Source organism: Synechococcus sp. W55.2 (assembly GCF_047461635.1).
Taxonomy (GTDB): Bacteria; Cyanobacteriota; Cyanobacteriia; order Thermostichales; family Thermostichaceae; genus Thermostichus.
The window spans coordinates 23,285-48,704 of record NZ_JANSHM010000006.1; the positions used below are offsets into that span (position 1 = coordinate 23,285).

At 57.7% G+C, this 25,420-nt stretch carries 30 protein-coding genes; 16 read left to right on the forward strand and 14 right to left on the reverse strand.

Going from position 1 to position 25,420, the window contains the following annotated elements:
• The first annotated feature begins 241 nt into the window (after positions 1-241).
• Positions 242-949: a hypothetical protein gene (locus NW828_RS02505; RefSeq protein WP_011432227.1), complete on the forward strand. Its 708-nt coding sequence runs from the start codon at positions 242-244 to the stop codon at positions 947-949.
• Between the two features lie 37 nt (positions 950-986).
• Here the strand turns inward: NW828_RS02505 and NW828_RS02510 are convergent, their stop codons facing one another.
• The 6 genes from NW828_RS02510 to NW828_RS02535 all read right to left on the reverse strand — a co-directional run bounded on the left by NW828_RS02510 (position 987) and on the right by NW828_RS02535 (position 4,666).
• Positions 987-1,676: a V4R domain-containing protein gene (locus NW828_RS02510; protein WP_414381204.1), complete on the reverse strand. Its 690-nt coding sequence runs from the start codon at positions 1,674-1,676 to the stop codon at positions 987-989.
• A gap of 118 nt (positions 1,677-1,794) precedes the next feature.
• On the reverse strand, positions 1,795-2,265 hold the full coding sequence (locus NW828_RS02515) for a phycobilisome protein (RefSeq protein ID WP_414344046.1): 471 nt from the start codon (positions 2,263-2,265) through the stop codon (positions 1,795-1,797).
• A 24-nt stretch (positions 2,266-2,289) separates the two neighbouring features.
• Complete coding sequence (locus tag NW828_RS02520) at positions 2,290-2,883, reverse strand: hypothetical protein (protein ID WP_414381207.1); 594 nt, start codon at positions 2,881-2,883, stop codon at positions 2,290-2,292.
• A gap of 61 nt (positions 2,884-2,944) precedes the next feature.
• Complete coding sequence (locus NW828_RS02525; RefSeq protein ID WP_414381210.1) at positions 2,945-3,220, reverse strand: hypothetical protein; 276 nt, start codon at positions 3,218-3,220, stop codon at positions 2,945-2,947.
• Between the two features lie 47 nt (positions 3,221-3,267).
• Positions 3,268-3,948 carry a V4R domain-containing protein gene (locus NW828_RS02530; protein WP_414344053.1) on the reverse strand — a complete coding sequence of 227 codons (681 nt, stop codon included), beginning with the start codon at positions 3,946-3,948 and terminating at the stop codon, positions 3,268-3,270.
• A 232-nt stretch (positions 3,949-4,180) separates the two neighbouring features.
• Positions 4,181-4,666, reverse strand: a complete 486-nt coding sequence (locus tag NW828_RS02535; protein WP_414381213.1) for a 2Fe-2S iron-sulfur cluster-binding protein — start codon at positions 4,664-4,666, stop codon at positions 4,181-4,183.
• A gap of 571 nt (positions 4,667-5,237) precedes the next feature.
• Between NW828_RS02535 and NW828_RS02540 the strand changes: the two genes are divergently transcribed.
• Entirely contained in the window at positions 5,238-5,771 is a 534-nt protein-coding gene (locus tag NW828_RS02540) for a phycobilisome rod-core linker polypeptide (RefSeq protein WP_414381216.1), read from the forward strand.
• Here NW828_RS02540 and NW828_RS02545 read toward each other — a convergent pair.
• Entirely contained in the window at positions 5,768-6,778 is a 1,011-nt protein-coding gene (locus NW828_RS02545) for an ABC transporter substrate-binding protein (RefSeq protein ID WP_414381219.1), read from the reverse strand. The genes NW828_RS02540 and NW828_RS02545 overlap by 4 nt on opposite strands.
• A gap of 175 nt (positions 6,779-6,953) precedes the next feature.
• On the opposite strand from NW828_RS02545, the gene cobA reads away from it, so the two are divergent.
• The gene (cobA, locus tag NW828_RS02550; RefSeq protein ID WP_414381222.1) at positions 6,954-8,456 is read left to right on the forward strand and encodes a uroporphyrinogen-III C-methyltransferase; all 1,503 of its coding nucleotides are present in this window, start codon (positions 6,954-6,956) and stop codon (positions 8,454-8,456) included.
• 117 nt (positions 8,457-8,573) lie between these two features.
• Positions 8,574-9,398 (forward strand): 1,4-dihydroxy-2-naphthoyl-CoA synthase, encoded by an 825-nt coding sequence (menB, locus tag NW828_RS02555; protein ID WP_011432215.1) that lies wholly within the window; start codon positions 8,574-8,576, stop codon positions 9,396-9,398.
• Between the two features lie 14 nt (positions 9,399-9,412).
• Here the strand turns inward: menB and NW828_RS02560 are convergent, their stop codons facing one another.
• Entirely contained in the window at positions 9,413-9,679 is a 267-nt protein-coding gene (locus NW828_RS02560) for a hypothetical protein (RefSeq protein ID WP_414331890.1), read from the reverse strand.
• A 65-nt stretch (positions 9,680-9,744) separates the two neighbouring features.
• Between NW828_RS02560 and NW828_RS02565 the strand changes: the two genes are divergently transcribed.
• On the forward strand, positions 9,745-10,947 hold the full coding sequence (locus tag NW828_RS02565) for an IS256 family transposase (RefSeq protein ID WP_414381224.1): 1,203 nt from the start codon (positions 9,745-9,747) through the stop codon (positions 10,945-10,947).
• 60 nt (positions 10,948-11,007) lie between these two features.
• Here NW828_RS02565 and NW828_RS02570 read toward each other — a convergent pair whose 3' ends face one another.
• Entirely contained in the window at positions 11,008-11,256 is a 249-nt protein-coding gene (locus tag NW828_RS02570) for a CRISPR-associated endonuclease Cas1 (RefSeq protein WP_414381283.1), read from the reverse strand.
• On the opposite strand from NW828_RS02570, the gene NW828_RS02575 reads away from it, so the two are divergent.
• Positions 11,137-11,424, forward strand: coding sequence for a hypothetical protein (locus NW828_RS02575; protein ID WP_041436213.1), 288 nt, complete (start codon positions 11,137-11,139; stop codon positions 11,422-11,424). The two genes, NW828_RS02570 and NW828_RS02575, sit on opposite strands and share 120 nt — an antisense overlap.
• A gap of 223 nt (positions 11,425-11,647) precedes the next feature.
• On the opposite strand, the gene NW828_RS02580 is transcribed toward NW828_RS02575, so the two are convergent.
• Both NW828_RS02580 and NW828_RS02585 read right to left on the reverse strand, forming a co-directional pair.
• Positions 11,648-12,538, reverse strand: coding sequence for a SpoIID/LytB domain-containing protein (locus NW828_RS02580; RefSeq protein WP_414381226.1), 891 nt, complete (start codon positions 12,536-12,538; stop codon positions 11,648-11,650).
• A gap of 93 nt (positions 12,539-12,631) precedes the next feature.
• The gene (locus NW828_RS02585) at positions 12,632-13,948 is read right to left on the reverse strand and encodes an MFS transporter (protein WP_414381229.1); all 1,317 of its coding nucleotides are present in this window, start codon (positions 13,946-13,948) and stop codon (positions 12,632-12,634) included.
• Between the two features lie 231 nt (positions 13,949-14,179).
• On the opposite strand from NW828_RS02585, the gene yidD reads away from it, so the two are divergent.
• Positions 14,180-14,449, forward strand: a complete 270-nt coding sequence (yidD, locus tag NW828_RS02590; RefSeq protein ID WP_414344078.1) for a membrane protein insertion efficiency factor YidD — start codon at positions 14,180-14,182, stop codon at positions 14,447-14,449.
• Positions 14,450-14,466: 17 nt separating this feature from the next.
• On the opposite strand, the gene NW828_RS02595 is transcribed toward yidD, so the two are convergent.
• Positions 14,467-14,850 carry a RidA family protein gene (locus tag NW828_RS02595; RefSeq protein ID WP_011432209.1) on the reverse strand — a complete coding sequence of 128 codons (384 nt, stop codon included), beginning with the start codon at positions 14,848-14,850 and terminating at the stop codon, positions 14,467-14,469.
• Positions 14,851-15,033: 183 nt separating this feature from the next.
• Between NW828_RS02595 and NW828_RS02600 the strand changes: the two genes are divergently transcribed.
• Complete coding sequence (locus tag NW828_RS02600; RefSeq protein ID WP_011432208.1) at positions 15,034-15,384, forward strand: phenylpyruvate tautomerase MIF-related protein; 351 nt, start codon at positions 15,034-15,036, stop codon at positions 15,382-15,384.
• 80 nt (positions 15,385-15,464) lie between these two features.
• Positions 15,465-16,211, forward strand: a complete 747-nt coding sequence (locus NW828_RS02605; RefSeq protein ID WP_414381232.1) for a TVP38/TMEM64 family protein — start codon at positions 15,465-15,467, stop codon at positions 16,209-16,211.
• A gap of 212 nt (positions 16,212-16,423) precedes the next feature.
• Here NW828_RS02605 and gshA read toward each other — a convergent pair whose 3' ends face one another.
• The gene (gene gshA / locus NW828_RS02610; protein ID WP_414381235.1) at positions 16,424-17,560 is read right to left on the reverse strand and encodes a glutamate--cysteine ligase; all 1,137 of its coding nucleotides are present in this window, start codon (positions 17,558-17,560) and stop codon (positions 16,424-16,426) included.
• A 148-nt stretch (positions 17,561-17,708) separates the two neighbouring features.
• Here gshA and NW828_RS02615 point away from each other — a divergent pair, with 148 nt between their 5' ends.
• The 7 genes from NW828_RS02615 to NW828_RS02645 all read left to right on the forward strand — a co-directional run bounded on the left by NW828_RS02615 (position 17,709) and on the right by NW828_RS02645 (position 24,855).
• Entirely contained in the window at positions 17,709-19,148 is a 1,440-nt protein-coding gene (locus NW828_RS02615) for an NAD(P)/FAD-dependent oxidoreductase (RefSeq protein WP_414381238.1), read from the forward strand.
• On the forward strand, positions 19,145-20,434 hold the full coding sequence (locus NW828_RS02620; protein WP_414381240.1) for a mannosyltransferase family protein: 1,290 nt from the start codon (positions 19,145-19,147) through the stop codon (positions 20,432-20,434). The genes NW828_RS02615 and NW828_RS02620 overlap by 4 nt, the downstream gene beginning before the upstream one ends.
• A gap of 252 nt (positions 20,435-20,686) precedes the next feature.
• Entirely contained in the window at positions 20,687-21,763 is a 1,077-nt protein-coding gene (locus NW828_RS02625) for a hypothetical protein (RefSeq protein ID WP_414381243.1), read from the forward strand.
• 57 nt (positions 21,764-21,820) lie between these two features.
• Positions 21,821-22,273 carry a hypothetical protein gene (locus tag NW828_RS02630; protein ID WP_414381246.1) on the forward strand — a complete coding sequence of 151 codons (453 nt, stop codon included), beginning with the start codon at positions 21,821-21,823 and terminating at the stop codon, positions 22,271-22,273.
• 137 nt (positions 22,274-22,410) lie between these two features.
• A complete protein-coding gene (locus NW828_RS02635; protein ID WP_414381248.1) occupies positions 22,411-23,712 on the forward strand; it encodes a gamma-glutamyl phosphate reductase in 1,302 nt (433 codons plus the stop codon).
• Between the two features lie 135 nt (positions 23,713-23,847).
• Positions 23,848-24,489 carry a hypothetical protein gene (locus NW828_RS02640; RefSeq protein ID WP_011432202.1) on the forward strand — a complete coding sequence of 214 codons (642 nt, stop codon included), beginning with the start codon at positions 23,848-23,850 and terminating at the stop codon, positions 24,487-24,489.
• Positions 24,490-24,492: 3 nt separating this feature from the next.
• Positions 24,493-24,855, forward strand: a complete 363-nt coding sequence (locus tag NW828_RS02645; protein ID WP_414381250.1) for a DUF3493 domain-containing protein — start codon at positions 24,493-24,495, stop codon at positions 24,853-24,855.
• A gap of 26 nt (positions 24,856-24,881) precedes the next feature.
• Here NW828_RS02645 and NW828_RS02650 read toward each other — a convergent pair whose 3' ends face one another.
• Positions 24,882-25,274 carry a hypothetical protein gene (locus NW828_RS02650; protein ID WP_414381253.1) on the reverse strand — a complete coding sequence of 131 codons (393 nt, stop codon included), beginning with the start codon at positions 25,272-25,274 and terminating at the stop codon, positions 24,882-24,884.
• Positions 25,275-25,420: the final 146 nt, after the last annotated feature.

Below are 25,420 nucleotides of genomic sequence, written 5' to 3' on the forward strand. Positions count from 1 at the left end.
CGCAGGGGGAGAAACCTAGGGCCTAATCTAACATGGACAGCAGGGATCCCAGAGTGGGCAACCCTAGCGTTTTTCCGTACTTCTATCTGGAGCGAAGAGCAGCGGAATCTGCTCACCTGAGGTAGCCCATTTCCATTCAGTTGGCTTTGATCAAGATAGGTAAAAGATAGGTAAGGCCCGAAAGGCTCCCGGTTTTGTCCGGTTTGCAGCTAGCGTAGGAATGATGAATGGGGGTAAGACCATGACCAACCCAGCCAGCCGCCTGTTGGCTCCTCTGCTTGGTGGATTGCTCTCAGCGCAGATGGCCGCCCCAGTTTTGGCCCAAATGGGGCCCTTGCCACCACCGCCTGCCGGTGAGGGATGGCGTCCTGTGAATCCTCGCCCCCTTCCCCCTGGCCCTCAACCCCTGCAACCTGGCCAGCCCTTTCAACTGCAAACCACGTTGCTATTGCGCTCTGGGGATCTGATCCAGGCGGTGCATCGCTCCCCAGAAACCCTCTTGATTGCCCCTGGGGAAACCCGCGCCGTCAGCCTTAGCTTGGATACCCCTCTGCGGGACATCTACGGCAACATGGTCGTCCCGGCGGGGGCTGTTTTGGAAGGCCAATTTCAGCCGGTGAGCGGCGGCACCCAGTTTGTTTCGCGGGCTTTGATTTTCAACGGCCAATCCTACCCCCTCTATGCCCAGAGCCAGGTTATCCCGCTGCGTAAGGATCCCCGCCACACTTCCGGGGAAGCGATTGTGCAGGATGCCTTGATCGGGGCAGCCGCAGGAGCGATTTTGGGGGGCCTCTTCGGCGACCGGGTGATCTCGACGGAGAAAGTGCTGGGCGGAGCGGCGGCAGGGGCTGTCATCGGCAATGTAACGGCGCCGGAAGTGGCGGTGATCGACGCCAATGCCAACTTGACGCTGACGGTCACCCAAGATTTTCAGCCCTACCTGCCCTAGCGAGCTTCTGAAAACAGCTCTGGCCAGGGATCCCTTTCTAGGGACTGGCCGTGAGCCGATCCAAAATCTCGTCGTGGGAGAGGCCCTTGCGCACCCACTCCTCGCAGTGGTGCAGCCGCTGAGCCGTGCCGATGAGGAAGCGGTTGAGATCGGCCCCCAGGGATTCGCAGGTGGTCTGCACGCAGATGAGATCCCGCCCCGAAAGCAAGGAGAAGAGGCTGGCCAGCATTCCCGCCTCCAAATATCCGGCAGGCTCTCGCCGTGCAGAAGGTTCCTCCGGGTTGAAGCTGGCGCGAGCGGCCAGGGCAAACCCGGAATGGCGGATCCCGGCCTGAACCAAGCCGTGGTCGGCGGCGGAAAAATCCAGCTCCAGGCGTCCCCAGCCGTGGGTAGCCCAGAGATCGCTGAGGGCATCCAGGAAGATCCCCATCGGCAATTCCTGCAGCGGCTGCTGGTAGTAGCCGGAAAGCTCGTCTTCAACACGGCGGAAAAATGCCTCTCCCCAATCGCGGCCACAGTTGTAGAGAATGACGCGGGTGGCTTGGCCGGTTTCGTAGCGCAGGCCGGAGTAGAGAGCTTCCAGCAGGGGCATGGGAAAGGCCGCCAAGCGGTATCCTCCGCGGCTGTAGAGCAGTCCGGTGTGGATGTCAGGGCGGATGTAGTAGGCAGGGCTAAAGCAGTGCCCAGGCAAGATCTGGTCTTGCAGAATCTCTTGCAGGGTAGTCATGGCTATCTCACAGGGGGATGGACGGATTTGAGGGCGGCTGGAACTTGGCCTTTTGGAGTGAAGGGATGAATGTCCGGTGGATTGGCAAAACTAGGGAATCCATTGAGGGCGAATGGACCTAGTTAACCAGCATGGATTTGGCCAAAAGCAGATAAGGACGGATCATCTCGCTCTCTTCTGCCCCAAAGATGTAGGTCAGGGAGTCGAGCATTAACTTGTAGGCAGGCTGGCATTGGTCGCGCATCTTGAACGATTTCAGGATCGTCTCCAGCCAGTAGAGCAATTTATCCCTCAGGTAGTCTTCGTCGTTGAGCAGCATGGCCATGCAGCAGTAGCGCCACACCATGCTCAGATCCCGGCGGCAGCGCTCCCAGGCCAGGTGACCATGCTGGCGGATTAAATTCGGCATCATCGGCTGAAACTTCTCCATCACCCGATCCAGCAACTCTTGTTCTTTGGCCTGCAGAACCTGGTAAAGGCGGACCCGCTTCGGGATCCCTTCCACGTAGGCGTGTAGAGTTTTCAACTCGTCCGGGCGCAGATAGCGGCCTTCGCTTTGTTGCATCAGCTCGGCAACCCTTGAATTCATAGATAGAGCCTCCTTCAGTGGGCTTCACACAAACATTTCCGCCAAGGTGAGAGCCCTCTCCGGCGGAACTGTGGGCAGGTCAACCTCGGCCTCAGACCTAGAAGAAGAGGGGGAAGGGAACTGGGCCTGAGAAGTGGCGCAGACAGCTTGTAGCTCTTGCCAGTAGGGGGCAAGCAAACCCTGCTGATCCGCTGGCAGGGATCCCTGAACCACTGCCCGTAGCTGAGCGAGCGCTTGCGGCAACCCTAGGTACTGTTCCATCGCACCAAGAGTTACCTGCTGCACAGGGGTGGGATCCCCTATCAACAGGCTCAGGCCCAGGGAGCGCAAGCAAAAGGCCAATTGACGAGCCAAGAGGCGCTGAGCCGGGGTTAGAGAAGGTTCTGCCCCCTCTCTGGCGGGATTGCTGCTGGGCAACGCTGTCGCGACGGGGGTTGGCCCCTGCTGTTGCAAGACCCTTTGGATCCAGGTCAGCTCCTGCTGTTGTAAGACCTGGTAAAGCTCCAGCCGTTCTTGAAAAGAGAGAGAGTAGCGAATCAGGTCTTGCAGATCGTCGGGTGTTAAGTAATCCCCTTCTCGCTCGGCAATGCGTTCTGGCCAAGAGTGAAGGTCATCCATGGGTGAAGTCTCCTTAAAAACAGAGGGCAAAACAAAACCGAGATCCCTGAACAAACCAGAGCTAGAGCAAAGCTCCGCCAAACAAGGCGGCAAAATCCTCAAGGGTAAAGGGATCCTCCGCTGGCAATTCCGGCAGCGGCTCTGAGCGTGGGCGGATGCCCGACCAATTGAAGCCGGCAAAAAACTGTCCCACCGATTGGGCAAAGAGCATGGGGGACTGCGGCGGCAGTTCTTGAGCGGAGGAAGCCTTGGCTGGGGGTCGATTATCCCAGTTCAACCCCTGCAAGAAGAGCATCAGGGGCTGGGTTAGATCTCGAGCAGGATCTAGGGTGAGCATGTCAGCTTCTCCAAAGCGCTGAGGAACGACAGAACCACAAGCAAGCCTTACATTTGCTGTAAACGCTGCTCGATCTCGCGGGCGCTGGCCCCTTCGGTGATCCAAAAATTGGCGGCATCAATGCGTTCTTGCCCGCCCAACAGGAACTTGCAGTAGGTTTCCCCCATGGCGTAGCACTGGATCTCGATGCAGGCCAGCTCGCGGGAAGTCATAGCGGTGAAAAACCCGGCAAATAGCCCGGCATAGAGATGACAAACCGGCTTGCCCACATCCCCAAGGGTGCGAGCCACCATCGAGTCAAACAAGTTGATAAACAGGAAGCCTTTTTGTTTGGATTCGGTTTCCACCTCCCACTTGCCCCAGCCCTGAGCCGTAAAAGGCCACCACCAAGTCTCCAGCAAAAACAAAAGGTTGGACTGTTTTACGCCAATCCCATACTCCCGCTCGTACCACTCGGAGAAGTGCTTGGCATCGCGGATGCCCCAATCTCTGCCAATGGTGTACATCACCGCCGCCGAAGCATCCCCCACCTCCCGTTCCAAGCCTGTTTGCAGGCCCACAATAAAGTCTTCGCTCAACAGCAGATTTTGGGTGTTGTTCCAATCGATAATCGTGCCCTGATCTCGGTTGAAGCGAAAGAAATCGCGGTAACTGTAGTGAGCATGCTTGTCACGGCCCACAGGCAGGGTGACTGCAGGACGGGGATCCGGTCGAGATGTAGTGGCCATGGCGCTCTCCTGATAAAAAATGGATAATTCTAGATTGCAAAGCAACAGGATTTGGTGGGATTTGTAGGGATCAACTGGGCCAGACAATGCCAATGAGTCAACAAAATGAATGGCTAAGCATTCGATAAACTTGGTCAGCTATCTGAGGGATCCAACATTGTTCAACTCTTGTTTGATTGTTTATAAAACAACACCTGCCGAGCTCAAGGGATCCCTGAATATCGACAATCCATCAAACTTCCCGAGTTTGGGCCAGCGTATTGCCAATGATGCGGAAGTCCTCATTTTCTAGCTGCTTAACAGTAGAGCGAGTGATGATCTTGCCCTGCTCCACCAAAACCTTCCCCGTCCGTGGGTGCAGCAGGTCTTGTTCGGCCCGCCGACCGATGAGCACTTCGATATCCCTCAGCGAGTTCACGTACATTCCCGGCGGCAGCTCCACCACCACGCCATCGGAAACCACCCTGGCCTGGCAGGCCAGACGAGAATTGCTGCGGGCGCTGGTGATCACTTCCAGAGTTTTTGCTTCGCGGGGGGTGATGGGAGTGAGGCTTTCCATTCCCTCTTTGACGTAAACATGACAGGTGGCGCAGAGGCCGCGACCGTTACATTCCCGCGAAACCTGCAGCTCCTCCGACAAAATGGCCGACAGCAGATTGCTGTAGGTATCGACCTCCGAGACACGAGATAAAGGCTCTAGCCGGATTTGTTTAACCATAGACGGGATCCAAACGCTAAGGGCAGGCAAGAAACCCCGGCGGGCAAGATCTACTGCAAAAGCAACGCAAACAAATCACAACAATTAACTCCCCTCCCTGCAGTCCTTCTGCAGGTCTACGGCAACACCTGATTTCCCAGTCGATTAAAGTTAAATGTAGGTCACCTCAGATGATGAGTCCCGCACAAGCAACTCTGGGGAAGGCTATATTCTTTACTTTATTTTGGATTTGGATGAGGTCATCTTGGATGAAAATGTCATAATCCTTAACTACGGATAAACACGGAATCTTTTTATCGCCCAGAAAGCCACAAAGTGAAATCACGTAAATCAGAGCCAACGACAATCCTTTTGTAAATATTTATCGCGGATCTACGTCGGTTGTTCTATCGTCAAGGTAAATCTCAAGTAGGCTCTTCATAGTCTTTTGTTGGCAGTTTTGTTACAGAAGGATGTGCCGAAGTTTGCCGTAAAAGCGTATTGAGCCATTCGCTACTCTCTTGGCCATTTCTTTAAAGTAGCCCCTCGTTTTGTCTGTTTTTGTCAGTTCTGTCGATTGGGAGCTATTGCCATGGAACCACGCCAGCGCCGGCAGGATCCGCAAACGTTGCAAAACCTGTTGCGGGCCGCCTATCAGCAGCTTTTGGAACGCCAGCCCTACCAGCACGAGAAAGCGGGAGAGCTGGAGAAAATCGAGCAGGACTTCTTGCGGGGGCGGATCGGGATTAAGCGCTTGGTTCGCCAGATTGGGGGATCCCGTCTTTATCAGCGGCTGTTTTTCAGTGCCGGCTGCAACACCCGCTGTGTGGAGCAGGGTTTCAAGCACTTTTTGGGGCGGGCCCCGGCCAGCAAAGCTGAGGTGGCCACCTACCACGACATTTTGGTGCACCAGGGCTTGCAGGCCATGGTCAATGCCTTTATCGACTCGGAGGAGTACCGCCACCAGTTCGGCAACGACCATCTGCCCCACCCCCGCCAACGGCTGAGCGGCCACCCACCTTTGGCCTACTTGCTGACAAACCAAATGCACCGGCGCCATGAGCTGGGGATGCAGGGATCCCCGCTTTTGCACAGTTTGGCGGCGATGGAAGTGGGGATCCCTTAGGCAGTGGGGCCGGGGAGGAAGTCGAGGGTATAGGCTTGGCGAACCTCCAGACCCGCTGCGCCGATCCCCAGGGCCACCATCTCCTGAAAGTAGGTTTGCCAGCGCTGGTGGGTCATGGCGCCGATTCCCAGCGTGGCGGCATCTCCACTGGTGAGAAGGCCGTAGTCTTTTAGGGCTTGGTGGGCGTAGGCCAGGAGGGCCTCGCTCATGTTGGGGTTGTCTTGGCGGATGAGGCGATTGCCGGGGCGGGGATCCTCTAGGTAGCTCTGCCAGCCCTGGATGGAGGCAGCTACAAATTTTCGCACCTGCTCCGGGTGCTGTTCGGCAAAGGGGCGGGTGGTCTCCAGGGTGGTGGCGTAGGGGGAATAGCCGTAGTCGGCCAGCAGAAAAACGACGGGATCAAAGCCCCCCTCCTGGCGCACGCGGAAGGGCTCGGAGGTCACATAGCCCTGCTGGGCAGAAGACTTGTCCAGCAAGAAGGGCGTGAGGCTGAGGTTGTAGGGGCGCTTCTGCTCGTCGGTAAAGCCAAATTTGGCCCGCAAAAAAGGCCAGTAGGTGAGGTTGGCCCCCGGTGACACCCAGATGGGCTTGCCCCGCAGGTCTTCCAGGCGCTCGATGCCCACCCCTGGATGGGCCAAGAGACACTGGGGATCCTTCTGGAAAAAGGCGGCCACGGTGAGAACAGGGATCCCAGCTTGCAGAGCCGCCAGAGCGTCGGGGCTGCCGCCGAGCACAAAATCTGCCGCTCCCCCGGCTAGCAGTTGCAGCACGTTAACCGCCGTTCCCCCCATGCGGATTTCCACCTGCAGACCGTAGTCGGCGTAGATGCCGGTGGCCAGGGCTTGGTAAAAGCCGCCGTGTTCGGCCTGGGCGTACCAGTTGGTGACCAGTCGTAAGGGCCGGGATCTGGCCGAAGAGGGGCGGGAGCCCGTTCCTACTGCTAGCAGAGCAGCTCCACTGGCCAAAAAACGCCGCCGCGGCCAAGGCTCTGGAGTTACACCGGACATAGGCAGGGATCCTCAGGCGGCCACGCTTTCAGTATCTCGCAAGTAGACCAGTTTTTCCCCAGGCTGGCCACCCCTTGGAAGAGGAGCTGTTGGGAGGCGTCTTCGATTTATATTTGCAAAGCAAGCGGGATCCCCTTCTTACAAGGGGCAAGATCGACATTCCAAGGGGTAGGGCATGGGCAAGGTGTATCTAGTGGGGGCAGGGCTGGGCGGGCGGGCGGGCCTGACGCAGGGAGCACTGGAGATCCTACGGCAGGCTGAGGCTATCTGGATCGACGAGCTGGTGGATGAGCGTTTGCTGGCGGAGTTACCCTCTCAGGCGCAGGTGTGGCGGCGCTCAGGAGAAGCGAGCTTACAGCAGGGCATCCTCTGGTTAATTCAGCGCTGTCGGGAAGGCAAACAGGTGGTTCACCTTAAGTCGGGGGATCCCTTGATCTTTGGCCGCGCTCGCGAGGAGATCCAAGCCCTTAGGGAGGCGGGCTGTCCCTTTGAGATTTGGCCGGGGTTGTCGTCGGCCCTGGCTGGCCCCCTCTGGGCAGGGATCCCCCTGACCGATAAGCACTTAAGCCGCGTTTTTGCCGTGCTGACTGCCCACGATCTAGAGGCCTTGCCCTGGAGCGCCCTGGCCCAGTTGGATACTTTGGTGATTTTGATGGGATCCCGGCAGCGACAGCACATTGGCGCACGGCTGGTGGAGTCTGGGATCCCGGCAGACCGACCGGTGGCTGTGATCTGGGGAGCGGGGCAGGCAGAGCAACAGGTGTGGGTAGGCACCTTGGCCGAGCTGCAGCAGGGGGAGAGTCAGGCAAAGTTGCCGGGCCTACTGGTGGTTGGGGAGGTGGTGCGGCTGCGGCAGGACTTTTTGCCGGGGATCCCTCCTTTGCCTCCGCCGGCTCCCCTGGCAGGCAAGACGGTGCTGGTTACCCGTTCTGAGGGGCAATCGCCAGCTTTTTGTGAGTTGCTGCAGGCCCAGGGGGCGCGGGTGCTGGAGATGCCGACCCTGGTGATCCAGCCGCCCACGAGCTGGGATCCCTTGGATACAGCCATTGCCAACCTGGAACAATTCGACTGGCTGCTGCTGACCTCTGCCAATGGAGTGCAGGCTTTCTTTGAGCGGCTGCAGCGGCAAGGTCGGGACAGTCGGGCTCTCCACCCCGTACAAGTGGCGGTGGTGGGATCCAAAACCGCTTCCGTGCTGGCCCAGTACGGCATTCGCCCGGATCTAATGCCCTCCGAGTTTGTGGCCGAAGCCCTGCTACCCATTTGGCCGCAGCCAGTGCAGGGGCAGCGCATCCTCTTTCCCCGCGTTGAGTCAGGAGGGCGGGAGGAGCTGGTACAGGGGTTGCGGCAGCGAGGAGCAGAGGTGGTGGAGGTGGCCGCCTATCAGTCCGCCTGTCCAGCAGCAGCGGATCCCCAGGTCCTGGAAGCTCTTAAAGCCCACCAGGTGGACATCCTCACCTTTGCCAGCTCCAAGACAGTACAGCATTTTGCCCACTTGATCCAGCAGGCAGGGCTGGGCCCTGAGATCTGGGATCCACCCGTGCAGATTGCCGCCATTGGCCCCAAGACGGCCGCAACCTGCAAGGCTGCATTTGGTCGAGTGGACATCGCAGCCCAGGAGTATACTTTGGAAGGATTGGTGGAAGCCCTCATCCAAGCGACCAACCGTTCTACCTAGCCTTTTCAGGCCGTTCGCGGTAGCGGTGCAGAGTACCCAGGTGCTCCTCATAGTGAGCCCCCATCAGCCAAACGGAACTCTCCTGGCCCGGCATCCCAATAGATACACCCAGACACCATGTGGCAGACGGCCAAGCTCTACGAAGACATTCTTTACGAAAAAACGGATGGCATTGCCAAGATCACCATCAACCGTCCCCACAAGCGCAACGCCTTCCGCCCCAAGACCATTGCCGAGCTGATTGATGCGTTTGCCGATGTGCGAGAGGATCCCAGGATTGGAGTAGTGCTCTTAACAGGCGCCGGGCCCCATACCGATGGGAAGTATGCCTTCTGCGCCGGCGGGGATCAAAGCGTACGGGGCGAGGCCGGTTACCTGGATGAGGCCGGGATCCCTCGTCTCAATGTGCTGGATCTGCAGCGCATCATCCGCTCTTTGCCCAAGGTGGTGATTGCCCTAGTGGCAGGCTACGCCATCGGGGGTGGCCATGTTTTGCACCTCATCTGCGACCTGACCATTGCCGCCGACAACGCCATCTTTGGGCAAACCGGCCCCAGAGTAGGCAGCTTCGACGGAGGCTTTGGGGCCGCCTACCTAGCGCGGGTGGTGGGGCAAAAAAAAGCCCGCGAGATTTGGTTCCTCTGCCGCCAATACACCGCAGCCCAAGCCCTGGAGATGGGTCTGGTCAATGCCGTGGTGCCGGTGGAAGAGCTAGAAGCTGAAGGGATCCGCTGGGCGCAAGAAATTCTCCAGCACAGCCCCTTAGCCATCCGCTGCCTCAAAGCCGCCTTCAACGCCGACTGCGATGGGCAGGTGGGGCTGCAGGAGCTGGCCGGAGATGCGACGTTGCTGTTCTACATGACCGAGGAAGCTGCTGAGGGCAAACGCGCCTTTTTGGAAAAGCGCCCACCTAACTTTCGCCAGTTTCCCTGGCTGCCATAGTTTGTTTGTTTTCATTAATTCCACTTCCCCGAAGGGAAGCGACCTGTAGGGCTGGGCTTTACCTCAAACTCAAGCAGCAGCACCACCTGACGGAAATACCGCTGTCGATATTCCGCCAGGAAATATGCAGCCCGAGGTCTGTCAAAATCAGCGGGTAGCTCCAGCGCTGCTATATCCAACGGTTGCCCCACCAGAGCGTACCCCAGAGATGCAAAGAGACCAGCCACCTCAGCAACCGATCGGATCCCTCGAATGTCTTCCACATCCAGTTGAGTAGCCATTGCCGCACTCCGGTGATCTGTGGCGGTAGTGTCGCGTATTTTGTGGGTTAAGCATGGAGGGCGGAATGGACGGAGAGGAGCTTAAGAGGTTGACCAAGGAGGAGATCAGCCGGCGCATCCGGGAAGGGGTCAAGGCCGTCATAGTGCTCCGCACCGCTTACGCGAACGAGCAGGTGTTGGAAGAAGAGATGGCCGAGCACCTGGCTGCGGGTTACCGTGAGCGCACCGAAAGCCGCCGCGGGGAGCGGAACGGCTACTACACCCGGGACCTCATCACGCCGGCGGGCAGGATCGCCCAGCTCCGGGTACCCCGGGACCGGGAGGGGACTTTCCTGACCGAGGTCTTTGAGCGGTACAAGCGGATGACCGGAGAGGTAGAAGAGGCGGTGCTGGAGATGTACCTCCAAGGGGTCTCCACCCGCAAGGTAGCGGCCATCACGGAGGGCCTGTCCCGGGTGCGCATCGGTAAGGACGCGGTCTCCAGGGTAGCCCAGCGCCTGGAGGAGGAGCTCTCCGCCTGGCGGGGCCGGCCTTTGGAGCTGGCCTACCCCTACCTCTACCTGGACGCGGCCTACTTCAAGGTGAACTGGGGCGGGCGGGTGGTGGACCTGGCCCTTCTGGTGGCGGTGGGGGTGAACGAAGAAGGCTACCGGGAAGTGCTGACGGTGGAGCCGGCGGGCGGGGAGAGGAAGGAGGCCTGGAGGAACCTGCTGAAGGGCCTGGTGGAGCGGGGGCTTCATGGGGTGAGGCTGGTCATTTCCGACGACCACCCTTCCATCCGCCAAGCGGTGATGGCGGAGCTTCCTGGGGCCAGCTGGCAGCGGTGCGTGGTGCACTTTATGCGGAACGTTTTAGCTCATGTGCCGCAGTCGGAGCGGGGTGTGGTGGCCGAGGAGCTCCAGGAGGTGTTTGTGGCGCGGCGGCGGGGCACGGCGGAATCTCTGGCCCAGGAGTTCGTTGAGCGTTACCGGGACCGGTTTAAGCGGGCGGTGGAGGTGTTTGCCCAGGGTCTGGGGGAGGCCCTGACCTACCTGGACTTTCCCGGGGTCCACCAGCGGCACATCAAGAGCACGAATGTGCTGGAGCGGCTTATCCGTGAGGTGAAGCGGCGGACCAGGGTGGTTGGGGTCTTCCCCGGCGAGGGGAGCCTGGTGAATCTGGCCACGGTGGTGATGCTGAGGGCCACGGAGGACTGGGCTTTCCGGCGTTACCTGGACATGGGCCCGCTTTGGGCCGTGGAAGAGAAACCCACAAAAATCGCGACTTGACCATGCATGTGGGATCCCCTCAGCGGATGAGGAACGGCAAGTAAACAGGGATCTGATCATTTACAAACTGCTTGTAGGTCTGCACCTGCCGGTTGATGACGGCCCAGCACAGTACCCCATGTGGGAAAGATAGGCGATGGGGATGTTGCGCTCTAGGCAACTCTGGATCAGTTGGGTTGTGACTTGGGCATGGCCAAAGATCAAAATCTGATCCAAGTGGGGCAATTGAGCCTGTTGAAGAACAGCTCCAGCCCGTTTGACAACCAGGCGTTCCTGGTCGAGGCTGAGGTAGCAATCCTGTTGGGACACATAGAGTGTTCTACCCATGAGGCCACTCCCAGAAGCCTAAAATTGAAGCTGAGGTGGGAACAAAACGGGGTCTTCTTCAAGTTAAAAGTCAGGCCCAAAAATGCTGTAAGGGAAGATGCGAATGGCGAAAAAGCAGAGCAGGGTTTCTGGTGTGGGATCCGTTCGTGACGGTGCGCTCCTGATGAAAGATCTGCAAACCCTGAGACACTACGGCATCCTTGGGGATCTGGTGTATCGTTGGGGCTACTATCTCGGCTCTAGCACCATGACCGAAGTGGAGTTCAACACCGCCCTCAGCGAGGGGATCCCAAAGCCCAAGAGGTCTTTCAGGCCCAAAAGCCGCGGTTCGGTTGACGCAGACGAGACAGAGCAAATCAGGGCACTGAAGGTCTCACTCTGGCAAACGAGCAAAGCTGACCCCTCGGTAGTAGTAGGCCAAAATTTGGCGGTAAGTCCAGCCTCGGCGGGCCAATTCTTGGGCGCCCCACTGGCTCATGCCAATGCCATGCCCAAACTTGGGATAGGGGCTGACATCCGGTAAGCTCATCAAATAAGGGATCCCACTCACCCCGACGGTTTGGCCGCCGCTGCTGGCGCTGTACATGGCATTGACAAACTGACCCCCATACACCATGACCACACCACGGGTGGCTTGTGTTGCTTCCAGGGCGGCTGCCGACCGCTGGGAAAGCCCTCGGTACACCTGGGAGCGAGTATCGCTAAACACATCAAACCAACCGCGGGAATTGCGATGGTAAAGAACGTAGCTGCGGGCTGCCACCGCTTGCGCCTTCAGGGCTTCTGGGAAGAACCGGGATCCCATTTCTGCATCCACCACACTGGCCACATAGTCTTCTAGATCCACGTAGTTGATGGCCATCACCATGTTGTAGCCAGTCAAGAGCACCTTGCCGGAGTACCAGCGGCCATTCACTGCCACCAGGCCACCCTCCTGAGGTTCGATGAACAACGCCGGGTCAACCACCCCATGCAGACGCACCCCTTGAGGGCTGGGCTGAGCCAAAAACCCTTGCATAGGGGGCAGATCTGCCAGCACCTCTCCCCGACCGTTGATCAGTTGGGCAGGGAGAGAAACGCCTACCACCAGAGGGGCAGTGGTATCGGCCAATTGCACTCGCACCGTCACCCCCCAGACGGCTTCCACCCATCCCCAGAAGGTACTGACCACCAGGGATCCCATCAGGGCCAGCCAATGCCGCGCTTCCATAGCCCGTGCCCAGAGTTGCTTTTTGTACACCAACTCCAGCTTAGGATAAGGCAAGTTTCCAGAAATGGGCCGGTTGGTTGGCAGCAACTGCAGAGGGCTTGAGCCTCAGTTCTTGACGGAGTGTGGGGGATCTGAGTATGGAACTATCTATGAACGGGATCCCGTTTCCAGCGGAGCGGGCCGATCCGGCGGCTCCAGAGGGTCGGGTTCTTGCGACCCAAGCCGATTGCGGCCGCCCTCTAGATGGACCGAAGAGCTATCCGGCCCCAGGCCCAAGGCAAAGCGCAGCGAGTCCCCCGGTCGCCCATTGGAGAAGAAGAGAAAAGAACCCAAGGAAGCCAAGGAAAGAAGAGCCGCATAGCCAAACATGGCTCGATAGCCGGATCCCGCTGCTAAGGTGCCCAAAAGGGGCCCCGCCAGGCCAATGCCCAAATCAAACCCGCACATCACCAAGCTAAACAGGCGACCCCGCTCCGCCGGCTCCGAGCGATCGGCCACGAGGGCAGAGATGAGAGGGATCAAAGTACCAAAACCGCAACCCACCACGATCCCAGCAGCCAGAAAAGCGCCGGTGCTGTTGGCAACAATCAGGATCCCCATTGCCAAGGCATAGGTGGCCAAGCTGAGGGAGATAAATGGCCCCCGCCCATAGCGATCGGAAGCGCGACCGGTGAGCAGGCGCACTCCAAAGCTGGCAAAGGCCACTGCCGTATAAAAAAGACCTGGATTCAGGGGAGCTCCGGCTTCTTGGATTAACAAGGCCACAAAGGTGGTCTGGGTGCCGAAGGCCAACCCCACCAAAAACATCACCCAAGCGAGGGAGCGCACCTTCGGGCTGCCCAGAAAGCTCCAGAAGGCCCCATCCATCGGCAGGGATCCCCAATGCTCACGCCGCTGTTCTCGAACCAGTTGGGTACAAAGAAAGCCCACCAACCCCAGCAGAGCAGAGAAGAGAAACGAAGGGCCATAGCCGGCAAACTCCTGCAAAAAGCCGCCCAAAGCAGGGCCAATGGCTGCGCCGATCGGATTGACCAAACTCATGTAGCCCAGGATCTCACCCCGTTTTTCTTCTGGGGCAAAATCCACCACCAAAGTCACATAGGCCGTGGCAAAAGCGGCGATGCTAACCCCATGAAAGGCTCGCACCAGCGCTACCCATGGGATCCAATCGGAGAGCCAGTATCCTATGGGGGCCATCCCCACCACCCCCATGCCGATAAGCAGCACGATCTGCCGGCTGTGGCCATCCGCCAGGCGACCCAACGCAGGGCGAAAGGCCAGCAACCCAATCGAAAAGGCCCCCATTACCCAGCCCACTTGCTGGCTGGTGCCACCGGCATCTCTGACGTAGAGAGGCAACGTGGGCAGCAGCGAGGATAAACTGGCCCAAAAGAGCAGCCCAGCCACAAACAAAATGCCCAAGTTGCGCCGCTGTGCCGGCTGCAGCTGCCCGAATACCCTCACGCCAACTCCTTATGCAAAATGGAACTCAAAGCGTTCTCCCAGAACCGCGCCCTAGGATAAGCCCACCTTCGCCGGATCCCTCAGCCCGAAATATTTAGGTGCTAACCTTTCTGATTGTAACCGTATGGTCTGGGGCTGGGAACCGGCCCTGCTCGCCTTTGCAGGCGCCTCCAGTCTGGGATAACAGCTAACCTCAAGTTACCTAGAGATGCGCTTTTTGGACTCCGACCCATGCCTGAACGATCGGATCCCCTCACTCGCAGCTTGATTGCCCTGATCCGGGGTTACCAGGTGGGTATTTCTCCTTGGCTGCCGCCTGCTTGTCGCTACTACCCCACCTGCTCCCAGTACACCTTGGAAGCGGTGCGGCGCTACGGTGCCCTACGTGGGGGCTGGCTGGGGCTCCGTCGCCTCTGTCGCTGTCATCCCTGGCACCCAGGGGGCTACGATCCAGTTCCCGATTTGCCGGGATCCGCGCCGACCCAGAAACCATTCCGCTAGCCGGACTCAGGAGACATTTAGGTCGATTGTGGGTAGCAGGCCACAACCTCGATTTCTACTCGGGCATTGAGGGGCAGGCGAGCCACCTGCACGCAAGAGCGGGCCGGAGCCGGATCGGTGGCAAAAAACTCTCGATAAACCTCGTTCATGGCCGCAAAGTCCTCCATATCGGCCAGGAAAACCGTTGTCTTCACCACATTGGCGAGAGTGGTGCCCCCCGCTTCCAGCACTGCCTGCACGTTCAGCAACGCCTGCCGAGTTTGAGAAACAATGTCCTCCCCCACCAGTTTGCCGGTTTTGGGATCCAGGCCCACCTGTCCGGCGGTGAACAGAAACGGCCCCAGAGCAGTAACGCCCTGGCTGTAAGGGCCGACAGGAGCGGGGGCAGCCTCAGTTTGCACAGCACAAGGGCCTGGCCCGATTTGGCCCTGCTGGTGGCCGATCTCTGGCTTGGCCGGCTTCGTCTGCTCCATAGAGGTTTGCCCAACTCTGTCGCTACGCTACCACAGGTGGATTGCCGAAGAGCGGGGCTGAGAATGCCAAGATGAATTTCAAGATGAATTTGTTGATAGGGAGAGGGATCCATGCCGTTGATCAAGCTGCAAACGTCTGTGCAACCAGAAATCGCCGCAGTAGAGGAACTGCTCAAGGTGCTGTCTGCTGCTCTATCGGAACAGTTGGGCAAGTCGGAAGCCTACGTGATGACTGCCTTTGAAGGTGGGATCCCGATGACCTTTGCCGGCAGTGGGGATCCCTGTTGTTACCTAGAAATCAAGAGTATCGGGCAATTTTCCGCCCAACAAACCCGAGCCATGAGCGAGTTTTTTTGCGGCACCATCGAGGCCCGATTGGGGATCCCCAAGAAGAGGATTTACATTGAGTTCAGCGATGCCAAAGGCTATCTTTGGGGATGGAACGGCACGACTTTCGGGTAAAGATACTTCCCCCACTCCAAGAGCTGTCTACTCTGGCTTGCCCTAGCTCGCCTCACAAGAACTTTGTAGGAGTTTAGCCAATGGAAGAGCTACCTCAACTCAACACAAATCCCCAAAAGCAGCGGATTTTGCTTAAGCTTGCTACCGGCTTGGGCTTGGCCATTTTTATCTTTTGGTCAGCCCATCGATTGGGATTTTTTGGAGTTATTCAAGACTGGCTCGCCGAAGCTCTGGCTTGGATTGAAAGCTTGGGGTTGCTGGGGCCAATCCTCTTCATTGCCATTTACATTGTAGCGACGGTGCTGCTTCTACCAGCCTCGGTGCTGACCTTGGGGGCAGGGGCCGTGTTCGGGTTGCTGGCCGGAACTGTGTACGTGCTGATCGGGGCAACCATTGGAGCCAACTTGGCTTTTTTAATCGGGCGCTACTTGGCGCGGGAACAGGTGGCGAAATGGATTGAGGGAAACGCCAAGTTTGCGGCCATCGATCGAGCGTTGGGACGTGAGGGATGGAAAATAGTCGGCCTGATTCGGCTGTCGCCTGCGTTTCCCTTCAATGTGCTCAACTACGCCCTGGGGCTGACCCAAATTTCTTTTCTGGATAACTTGCTGGGCACCGCTGGAATCGTGCCGGGCACTTTTATGTATGTGTACATCGGCTCGTTGGCGGGATCCCTGGCCGACATGGAAGGCGCGGAGTTGGATCCTCAGGCTCAAACCGCCCAATGGGTCGTTCGCCTCGTGGGGCTCATCGCCACCATAGCCGCTACCGTCTACGTCACTCGCATTGCCCGCAAAGCCCTACAAGAAGCGGTGGAGCCTGCCTAGGGAATTGCATTTTAAACAAGAATGAAATCTGTTGCATTGCTTCCCAACTCCTCTCTCTCTGGGAAAAGGACTGGAGGTGGTCGCGGAAGCGGCGCGGAGCGTTTGGGCAGCAGTAGGAGTGTCTCAATCCAGTTTGAAATGACTATAAGTTGGCTCGGCGAGCTAGTGTGTAGAAAGCACCGGGTTGAGAACGCTCACCGTTGGGCAGAGGCTTAGCCAACAACTTGGCAGAGGGTTTCCTGCCTCTCTCGGTCTTGTTCGGCCAGCTCCTGGATGGCCTGTTGGTACACCTGGGCAGGTGTGGATCCCTGGTTGACTTGCTTCAGCCAGCGTTGGGCCTCATTGCCCTGGTGGAGCAGAGTTTGCAAGGGAGCTAGAAAACAGCCCAAGCCTTGAGGTTGGCCAATACGCCAAGCTTCGGTCAGCAGCTCTTCGATCCACTCTTGGGCCGCCCGTTCCCGGCCTGTCCGCCAATCGACCAAATGAGATTGCAGCGATTCTCGAGCAGCAGCCTGCTCGTTGGCCTCGCAAAGGCTCTCCAGCTCTGTTGGGGTAAAGGGCCCCCGCAAGGGATCCAGCGCTTCCGGCTGGGCCAGCAACTGCCAGAGACGGGCTTCCACCAAGGCGGTAATCGCCAGAACCATTACCGGATCCCCCACCAGATCGCAAATGCGCAGCTCCACGCGGTTGAGGTGGTAGGGCCGCTCCGGGCCGTTGGGTCGCACCGAGGCCCACAGGTGGCGCACATTCTGCATGGTGCCCAAGGCTAGCTGCTCCTGGATCCAGGCAATGTAGTGGGCGTGATCCCGGAAGAAGGGCACCTGAGCCGGCGTTTTGGGGAACACCTGCCAACGGCTGGAGTGGGATCCCGTCACCCGTCCGTCCAGAAAAGGAGAGGAAGCGCTCAGAGCTAGGTAGAGAGATGCTTCCACCCGCAACAGTCGGCAAGCCCGGAAGATAGCCTCGGTATCCGGCAGGCCGACATTGATGTGAATGCTGGCGGTTACCACCCGCGTGCCGTAGGTGCGTTCGATGTAGTCGTGGTAGGGGTTGCCGGGATCCGACCGCTCGAAGTGATCGCTGCCGCCCAAAGCCAGCGTACTCCCCGGCAGAAGGGTGTAAGGGCCAAGACGGCGCAAAAATTGCCGCAACTGTAGGCGAGGCCGCAACAAGGCACAGAGCAGGTCTTCGTAGCGGCGAAGGGGAGGGGTGATATACTCCACGTTGCGCCGATCCGGCTCCCGCACAAACCCTGGCAAAGCCTGGCAAATGCGATCCGACAAGCCCACCACTTCCCCGGCGGCGGTGCCGGTGTACATTTCCACCTCAAAGCCCTTGGTTAACAGCACAGGCCAGCCTCCAGCCGCAGCCTCACCAGTCTAACCTTTCTCTTCTCCCCTCATTGTCCTGGGGTTTGGCAGGGAATTGGCCGATGGTAGGGAAGTTTCTCGACCTGTTTTAGAATGTCCCTGTAAAGCAGTTTCGGGAAGAGACAGAGTGGGGAATCCCATCTACATCCTGGGAGCGGGGCCGGCAGGCATGGCGGCTGCCTATCGCTTGAACCAACTGGGTTTTTCCGTAGTGGTGGTAGAACGAGAGGAGAAGGTCGGGGGTTTGGCCAAAAGTATTCAGTATCAGGGGTTTATCTTGGACTATGGCCCGCACCGTTTTTTCACTAAAATCCTGCCGGTGCGAGAGTTGTGGAATCAGGTTTTGGAATCCGAGCAAGTAACCGTCCGACGGCTCACCCGCATCTATTACCGCAAGCAGTATTTTCAGTACCCCATTCAGGCCTGGGAAGTCCTGCGCAAAGTGGGTTGGTGGGAAAGCCTGCACATTGTCCTTTCCTATCTCTGGGCACAATTAATTCCGCGACCAGCTCCCCAGAACTTTGCCGACTGGGTCAAAGGCAAGTTCGGCACCCGACTCTTTCAAATGTTCTTTGAAGGATATACGGAAAAGCTTTGGGGGATCCCTTGTACCGAGATCAGTGCTGATTGGGCTGCCCAGCGCATCAAAGGTCTCAGCCTTGGGCAAGCCATCCAAAAGGCCTTGGGGTGGAATCGAAGCTTGGCCAAGTCTCTGATCGACCAGTTTCAGTTTCCTCGTCTGGGATCCGGGCAGCTCTATGAAAAAATGCAGGAGTATTTGCTTGCCGAGGGACAAAAAGTCCTGCTCAACACAGAAGTAGTCACCCTCAGACATCGGGGATCCCAAGTTGTCGAGCTGCAACTGCGCAATCTTCAGGATGGAAGTGAAACTTGGGTCTCCCCCTCCCACGTCATTTCCTCGATCCCTCTGACGGTGTTGGTGCAGAGCCTGCGGAAATTGCCTCCCCCCCAAGTGCTGCAGGCAGCCCGCAATCTCAGATTTCGCAATACTGTCTTGGTTTACTTGATTGTGCAGGGATCCCAGCTCTTCCCCGATAACTGGCTGTATATCAACGATCCAACGGTGGGGGTGGGACGGGTGACCAACTTCGCCAATTGGTCTCCGGCCATGTTGCCCAACCAAGAGCAAACCCCCTTGTGCTGTGAGTATTGGTGCAACTTTGGGGATCCCTTGTGGCAAGCTCCTGAGGAGGAATTGCTGGCTTTGGCCGAGAAGGAGCTGCGTCAAATTGGCCTGCTTCACGATCAAAAGATCTACAGTGGCTTTGTGGTGCGCCTGCCCCGCACTTATCCCATCTATACCGGTAGCTATAAAGAAGATTTAGCCATTTTGCAGGAGTATCTCAGCCAGTTTGAAAATCTACAAGTGGTGGGCCGCTACGGCTCATTTAAATACAACAACCAAGATCACAGTTTACTGATGGGCTTGCTGGCGGCTGAGAACATTCTCCGACCCGGTAGTCACAATCTCTGGCAGGTGAACTCCGACGACGATTACCAAGAAGAAATCAAAGTGCCATCTTCACCCTTAACGATTCAGCGATGAGCTTTCCTCTCAGTCATCTGTTGCAGCGAGGTCGGCAGTACCTTGCCCCTTTCTTAGGGCAAATCTTGTTGCCCAGCTTGGCCTTGACAGTGCTGCAGATCTTTATGATCTCCCTCTGGAGTGAGGAGAGCGATTATGTTTCCATCTTCAAGGGCCTAACTCAGTGGGATAGCCATTGGTATCTCGGCATCACGCGGCGAGGGTACCAGTTTGTGGGCTTTGACAAGATTGCCTATGAGCAGAGCAACGTGGCTTTTTTCCCCGGCTATCCCCTGGCGGTGGCCGGAATCAGCCGCCTTTTGAGAGTTGACCCTGAACTGGGGCTTTACCTAACTGCTCAGCTCTTTTGCTGGCTGATGTGGGTTTACCTTTTCCTGCTTTACCGCAGGTGGCAAATTCCCCCGCTCTGGCAAATTTTGGCGAGCTTGATTATTTTCATCTATCCCACCAGCTTCTATCTGTGCGTAGGCTACAGCGAATCTTTGTTTATGGCCAGCCTGTTGGGCTTTTTCTACTGGTCAGTTTATTTGGACTCCCCTCGGCGAATGCTCTTAGCTGGGATCCACGGCTTGGCAATGAGCGCCACCCGCATTGTGGGTTTGCCGGTAGCCTTGATTCCACTTCTCAATCTCTGGTCAGGATCCCGACGTTGGCTTTGGACAGTGGCGACAGTGAGCCTGGCTTTGCTGGGGGGGCTGGGCTTTTTTCTCTACTGTCAGCTTCGCTTTGGACGCTGGGATCTCTACATGGAAATGCAGTCCTACTTTGGCCCCAGCTCTGTCAATTACCTGGCCATTGTTCAAGCGCACACCTATACTCCTCTCTTTTCTATTGGTCATTGGCGATCCCTGTTTTCCTTTTCTGAAGCTTTGGAAGCTGGGATATGGGCAATTTCCCTCAGTCAAGTGTTTGTTCCTCTCACCTTGGGATCCCTACTGGTGACCGGTTTGATAGATGGGATCAGCTCCACAGCCGGCAAAAGTCGGCGCTGGCAGGAGCGGCTGGGGTTTCATTTGGCTGCTTGGGTGATGTTTTACATTGCCTTAGCAGGAATGAGTGTGGTGGGCCAGCGAAGTATGGTTCGCTATTGCCTGCCGGTTTACATCGTGCAGGTGCTGGCCTGGCTGCATTGGGCCAAACACACCGATTTCAGCTTCATCCCCCAACGGGCTTGGCGATATCTTGGCAGTGCCCTGAAGCTGGGGTATTGTCTTTTGGCTTTCATCTTTTTTGCCCTCAACCAAATCCTCACCTGGCGCTACGTCCAACATCTTTGGGTGGCTTGACGGAGCCGTCTTGACGAGAGAAAGAGCAATGTGCCGATGAGTCTTCGCCTCAGCCATCTGTTGCAGCAGATCCGCAAACTTTTAGGTTGCTTCTCTGTTCGGATTGCTTTGCTAGGCTTAGCGCTTACTATCCTGCAAGTGCTAACGATATACCTCTGGACAAAACGCGGTGACTATGCTTCTGCTTTCGCGGCTCTGAGTCAGCGGGATAGCTATTGGTATCTCAGCATTGTGCGGCGAGGGTACCAGTTTGTGAGCTTTGATAAGATTGCCTATGAGCAGAGCAACGTGGCTTTTTTCCCCGGTTACCCCCTGGCGGTGGCTGGAATCAGTCACCTTTTGAGCGTTGACCCTGAACTGGGGCTTTACTTAACTGCTCAGCTCTTTTGCTGGCTGATGTGGGTTTACCTTTTCCTGTTCTACCGCAGGTGGCAAATTCCCCCACTCTGGCAAATTTTGGCGAGCTTGATTATTTTCATCTATCCCACCAGCTTCTACCTGTGCGTGGGCTACAGCGAGTCTCTGTTTATGGCCAGCTTGCTGGGTTTTCTCTACTGGTTCATTTATTGGGATCGTCCCCTGCTGATGCTCCTGGCCGGGATCCACGGCCTGGCCATGAGTGCTACCCGGATTGTGGGTTTGCCGGTGGCGTTGATTCCTCTCCTCAATCTTTGGCAGGGATCCCGAGGCCGTCGCCGGCTTTGGACAATGGTGACGGTGGGCCTGGCTTTGCTGGGAGGGCTGGGCTTTTTCTTCTATTGTCAGCTTCGCTTTGGACGCTGGGATCTCTACATGGAAATGCAGAGCTACTTTACCGGTGTGAAAGCCAATTACCAAGCCCTTTTCCAAGCTCATACCTATGTTCTTTCCGCAGATCGTTGGCAGAGCTTGCTCTCGATCTCTGCCCCTGTGAAAGATCCTGGATTGTGGGCAGATGCCCTCAGTCAGTTGTTTGTGTCTACCACACTGGGATCCCTGCTTGTTACAAGCTTGGTGGATGGGGCTAGTGTCATGGTCGGTAAAAGCCGGTGCTGGCGAGAGCGGCTGGGGTTTCACCTGGCTGCTTGGGCCATGTTTTACATCGCTGCGGCTGCCATGAGTTCCCTGGGCCAGCGAAGCATGAGCCGCTATTGCCTGCCGGTTCACATCGTGCAGGTGCTGGCGTTGGTGCATTGGGCCAAACACACCGATTTCAGCTTCATCCCCCAGCGAATGCGGCCCTATCTTGGTGTCGCCTTGAAGCTGGGATATGGGCTGCTGGCTTTCATTTTTTTTGCCCTAAACCAAATCCTCACTTGGCGCTACGTCCACCATCTCTGGGTGGCTTGACTCCGCTTTCCTGAAGATAGGATGTGAGGGATCCCAACTTCTCACCGGCTGAGAGCTGTGGCGTTCTCTTCTCCCCGCAAGTCTCCCCGTCAAAAATCAGCCTCGCGTGTCGCTCAGACCCTTGAGCCCGCCAAAATTTACCCCTGCCCGTGCTGCCATCAAGGTCAGTTGCGCCTGATCACCCTAACCGAAGCCTTTGGGTGTAGCCGTTGCCAGCATATTTTTGCCATTACCCCCGACCGCCTGTACATCGAGCAACTGGCCGTTTCTTATCCCTATCGCAAAATGTGGTTCTGGAACGGCTACCAATGGGTGTTGCGGCGGGAAAACACCCTACAGGGATCCGCGCTCTTGGGCCTCACCCTCAGCTTGGGCATTGTCTTGGCGGTTGGGTTCATCGGCGCAGTGCTCTTCCCAAACCAAACCCAGTTGCTCAGTTGGTTCATGATTCTCGGCTTGTTGTTGACGCTGTTGATGGTAACGGCGATCCTGATGCTGCGGCGGCCCTGAGACTTACGAGATCTGATCCGGCAACCGGTTTCTAGAGTCGGCAGCCCTGACACTTGTGGATCCAACCATTTCTTGTTAGCAGTGGTCTGGAGAACGCAGCGGGTCTGTCTCTAATGGGCTAGGCGGGAGAAGTTCAAGTGACAGATTTCGGTTCAGACTTTGACTTAGGTACCACTCTGCGACAGGTACGCCGCTTACTACCGCAGATGCAGCGGTTGAGCAGCCAAACCAAGCGCCAGGCCCTGCTGGCTCTCTCGCGGTGTTTGTTGGAGCGCTCCGATCTGCTCCTGGAAGCCAATACCCTCGACCTGGAAAGTTGCCGCGAGCAAACCGTACCGGAGTGGATCCTCAACGGCCTGAAGCTCACCCCCGAGCGCCTACAGCGATCCGCCCAGTTGCTGACTCTCCTGGCCCAGCAGCCGGATCCCATTGGCAAGCTGGAGAAAGGGCACCGCCAGGAGAATGGCCTGTTTATTGGCCGCTACCGCGTCCCGTTGGGGTTGATTGCTCTGGTCTACGAAATCTACCCCGAGTTTGCCTTAAATGGCATTGGCATGTGCCTAAAAACAGGAAATGGCGTGATTTTGGCCAGCAGCGGTCCCATCCAGAAAACTCACCAGGCTATGGTCAACCTGTTGGCAGAGACGGCTTATGAGCACGGGATCCCGGAAGGGGCCATTCAAACCTTGCCCGCCCAAGACCGAACCGCAGATCCCCAAGTAGATTCCCCACTATTGCCGTTGTTACAGCAAACCCGCTACCTAGACCTGGTGATTCCCTGCGGTCGCCCCGGCTGGGTGGAGTTCCTGTTGCAGGCCAGCAAAGTGCCGACTCTGGCTACCCATTTGGGCTACGGCCACATCTATCTGGATCGCACCGCCCCTTGGCCTTTGGTCAAGTCGGTTTTGTTGGATCCCCTCGCCCAGTATGGCTCAGAAGGGATCCCCATCTATCAGCCTCTCACCCTCTGGCTGCTGATCCACACCGATTGGGCCACCAACCATCTGACCGCCTTGATTGAGGACTTGCTGGGTCACGGGATCGATATCCAGGCAGCCGCCTCCATTCTGGAACAGTTCCCGCAGCTCCAGCCGCTTGGGCAAGGCTTTGACTCGACGGAACGACCTCATCTGCGCCTGCAGCCCATTGCCGACCTGACGGAGGCGATCGCCTGGATTAACAAAAATGGTTGCCGTCAATCGGAGACGATCCTCACCGATAGCCAATCGGCGGCCCAGCGCTTTCTCCAGGAAGTAGATGCCGCCCTGATCCACATCAACACTTCCCCCCTCTCGGCAGGCCGGGGAGCTGGGATCCCCACGTTGGGAGCGTTTCGCGACCTGTCTTTGGGCATTTCTACCCAGCGGCTGCACGTGCGCGGGCCCATCGACGTGGAAGCCCTGACAACGGTGAAGGTGGTGGCTCAGGGCGATCTGTAGAGCCGGGCAGCAACCCAACTGATGCGCCAAGGTTGGCCGGTCTGCCCAAGATCCAAGAGCTGGGATGAGGCTGGAGAATGAGAATGTAGATCGCCATCAGCTCAACATCCAACTGAGCCCAAAGGGAGGACTTTTTTGGGGATCGACCTTCGCAGTTACGTGTTTTTGGATCGGCTGCAACCCCAGTATGCTGCTTATCTGGGCACAGTAGCCTACGGCTTTTTGCCCCTGCCTGGGGACACTTCTTTGTGGGTCGAGATTTCCCCCGGCATCGAGATCAACCGCGTTATGGATATTGCCCTGAAGGCCACCTCGGTGAGGCCGGGGCTGCAGGTGGTGGAACGCCTCTACGGCCTTCTGGAAGTGCACTCCAGCAACCAAGGGGATACCCGCACCGCCGGACGGGCGATTCTGGCTGCCTTAGGGGTGAGTGAACAGGAGCGCCTCAAGCCCCGCATCATCTCCAGCCAGATCATCCGCAACATCGATCCCCACCAAACCCAGTTGATTAACCGTTCCCGCCGTGGCCAAATGCTCCTGGCTGGCCAAACCCTCTACATCCTGGAGGTGCAACCGGCAGGCTATGCCCCCCTGGCTGCCAACGAGGCAGAAAAATCTGCCCAGATCAACATCCTAGAAGTGATGCCTTTCGGTAGCTTTGGCCGCGTGTACTTGGGAGGGGAAGAGCGAGATATTCTGGCCGCCTGCCGCGCTGCCGAAGCCGTTTTGGCGGGGGTTTCCGGTCGGGAGCCCCTCTTGTTGCCTGAGGAGGTGTAGCCAATGGCAGACTCCGATCCCAAGCCAAGATCGCCCCTGTCGCAGCGGCGGGATCCCTCTTCAGCAGAGCAGGTGAGGCTGTTGACGGAGCTGGCCGCTCCCTACCGCAGCTTGCGGCGCTTCATCTACTTGGCGGTGGGGTTCTCGGCTACCATCGGGGCGTTTGTGTTTTTCTTTCAGGCCCTGGCGGGACGAGACTTAAGCACCACCTTGCCCAGCTTGGCCTTACAGTTGGGGATCCTGGCCGGCGCCATCGGCCTAAACAGGCTGGAAAACCGCTCTCACCAGAAGGTGATCAGACAGGTCAAACAACGCTTGGGCATGCAGCAAGACTCCCAGGAGCCCCAACGGTCGGCGGACAGTTAGCCCGCCCATTCCCCGCAGCCCCTTTCTCAATCCAGATCAAAGTCATCATCATCCGCGTCAGCACTGCGCAGATAGCGGCGCTGAGTTTGGCGAGCGGGATCCCCTTGTGACCACTTTTGGACAATTTGGACACCCAGAAAGGTCAGAAAGGCCCCCAAAGCCACAAACGTGAGAAGTGGGATCGCCAGGATCACCACTGCGCCGAGGACATAGATGGCCACCTTGGGCAGAGACGGATCCACCCCCCAGCGGCGGCTGCGCACCCAATCGGTGAGCTGCTGATCCCATTGGCGCAGGCGAGGCCTGTTCTCCTCGAAGATCTCCAGCAAAATTGGCCCCAGACGACGCAGATTGCCCTGAGTTTGCCTTCGCCAATCTTGCACCGAGCGCCCCATGTTCGGGATCCCTTGTCCTGTCATCTTCAGGCCGATCCTAGCCCAACCCCAGCAACCTTCCCATTGGCCCACCGGATGTAAATTTGTTTGAACATTTGGATCGGAGATTTTGGAGGCTTCCCAGGACTACTGTACACTAAGGGCACTTGCGCAGCGATGCTGCTGCCCTG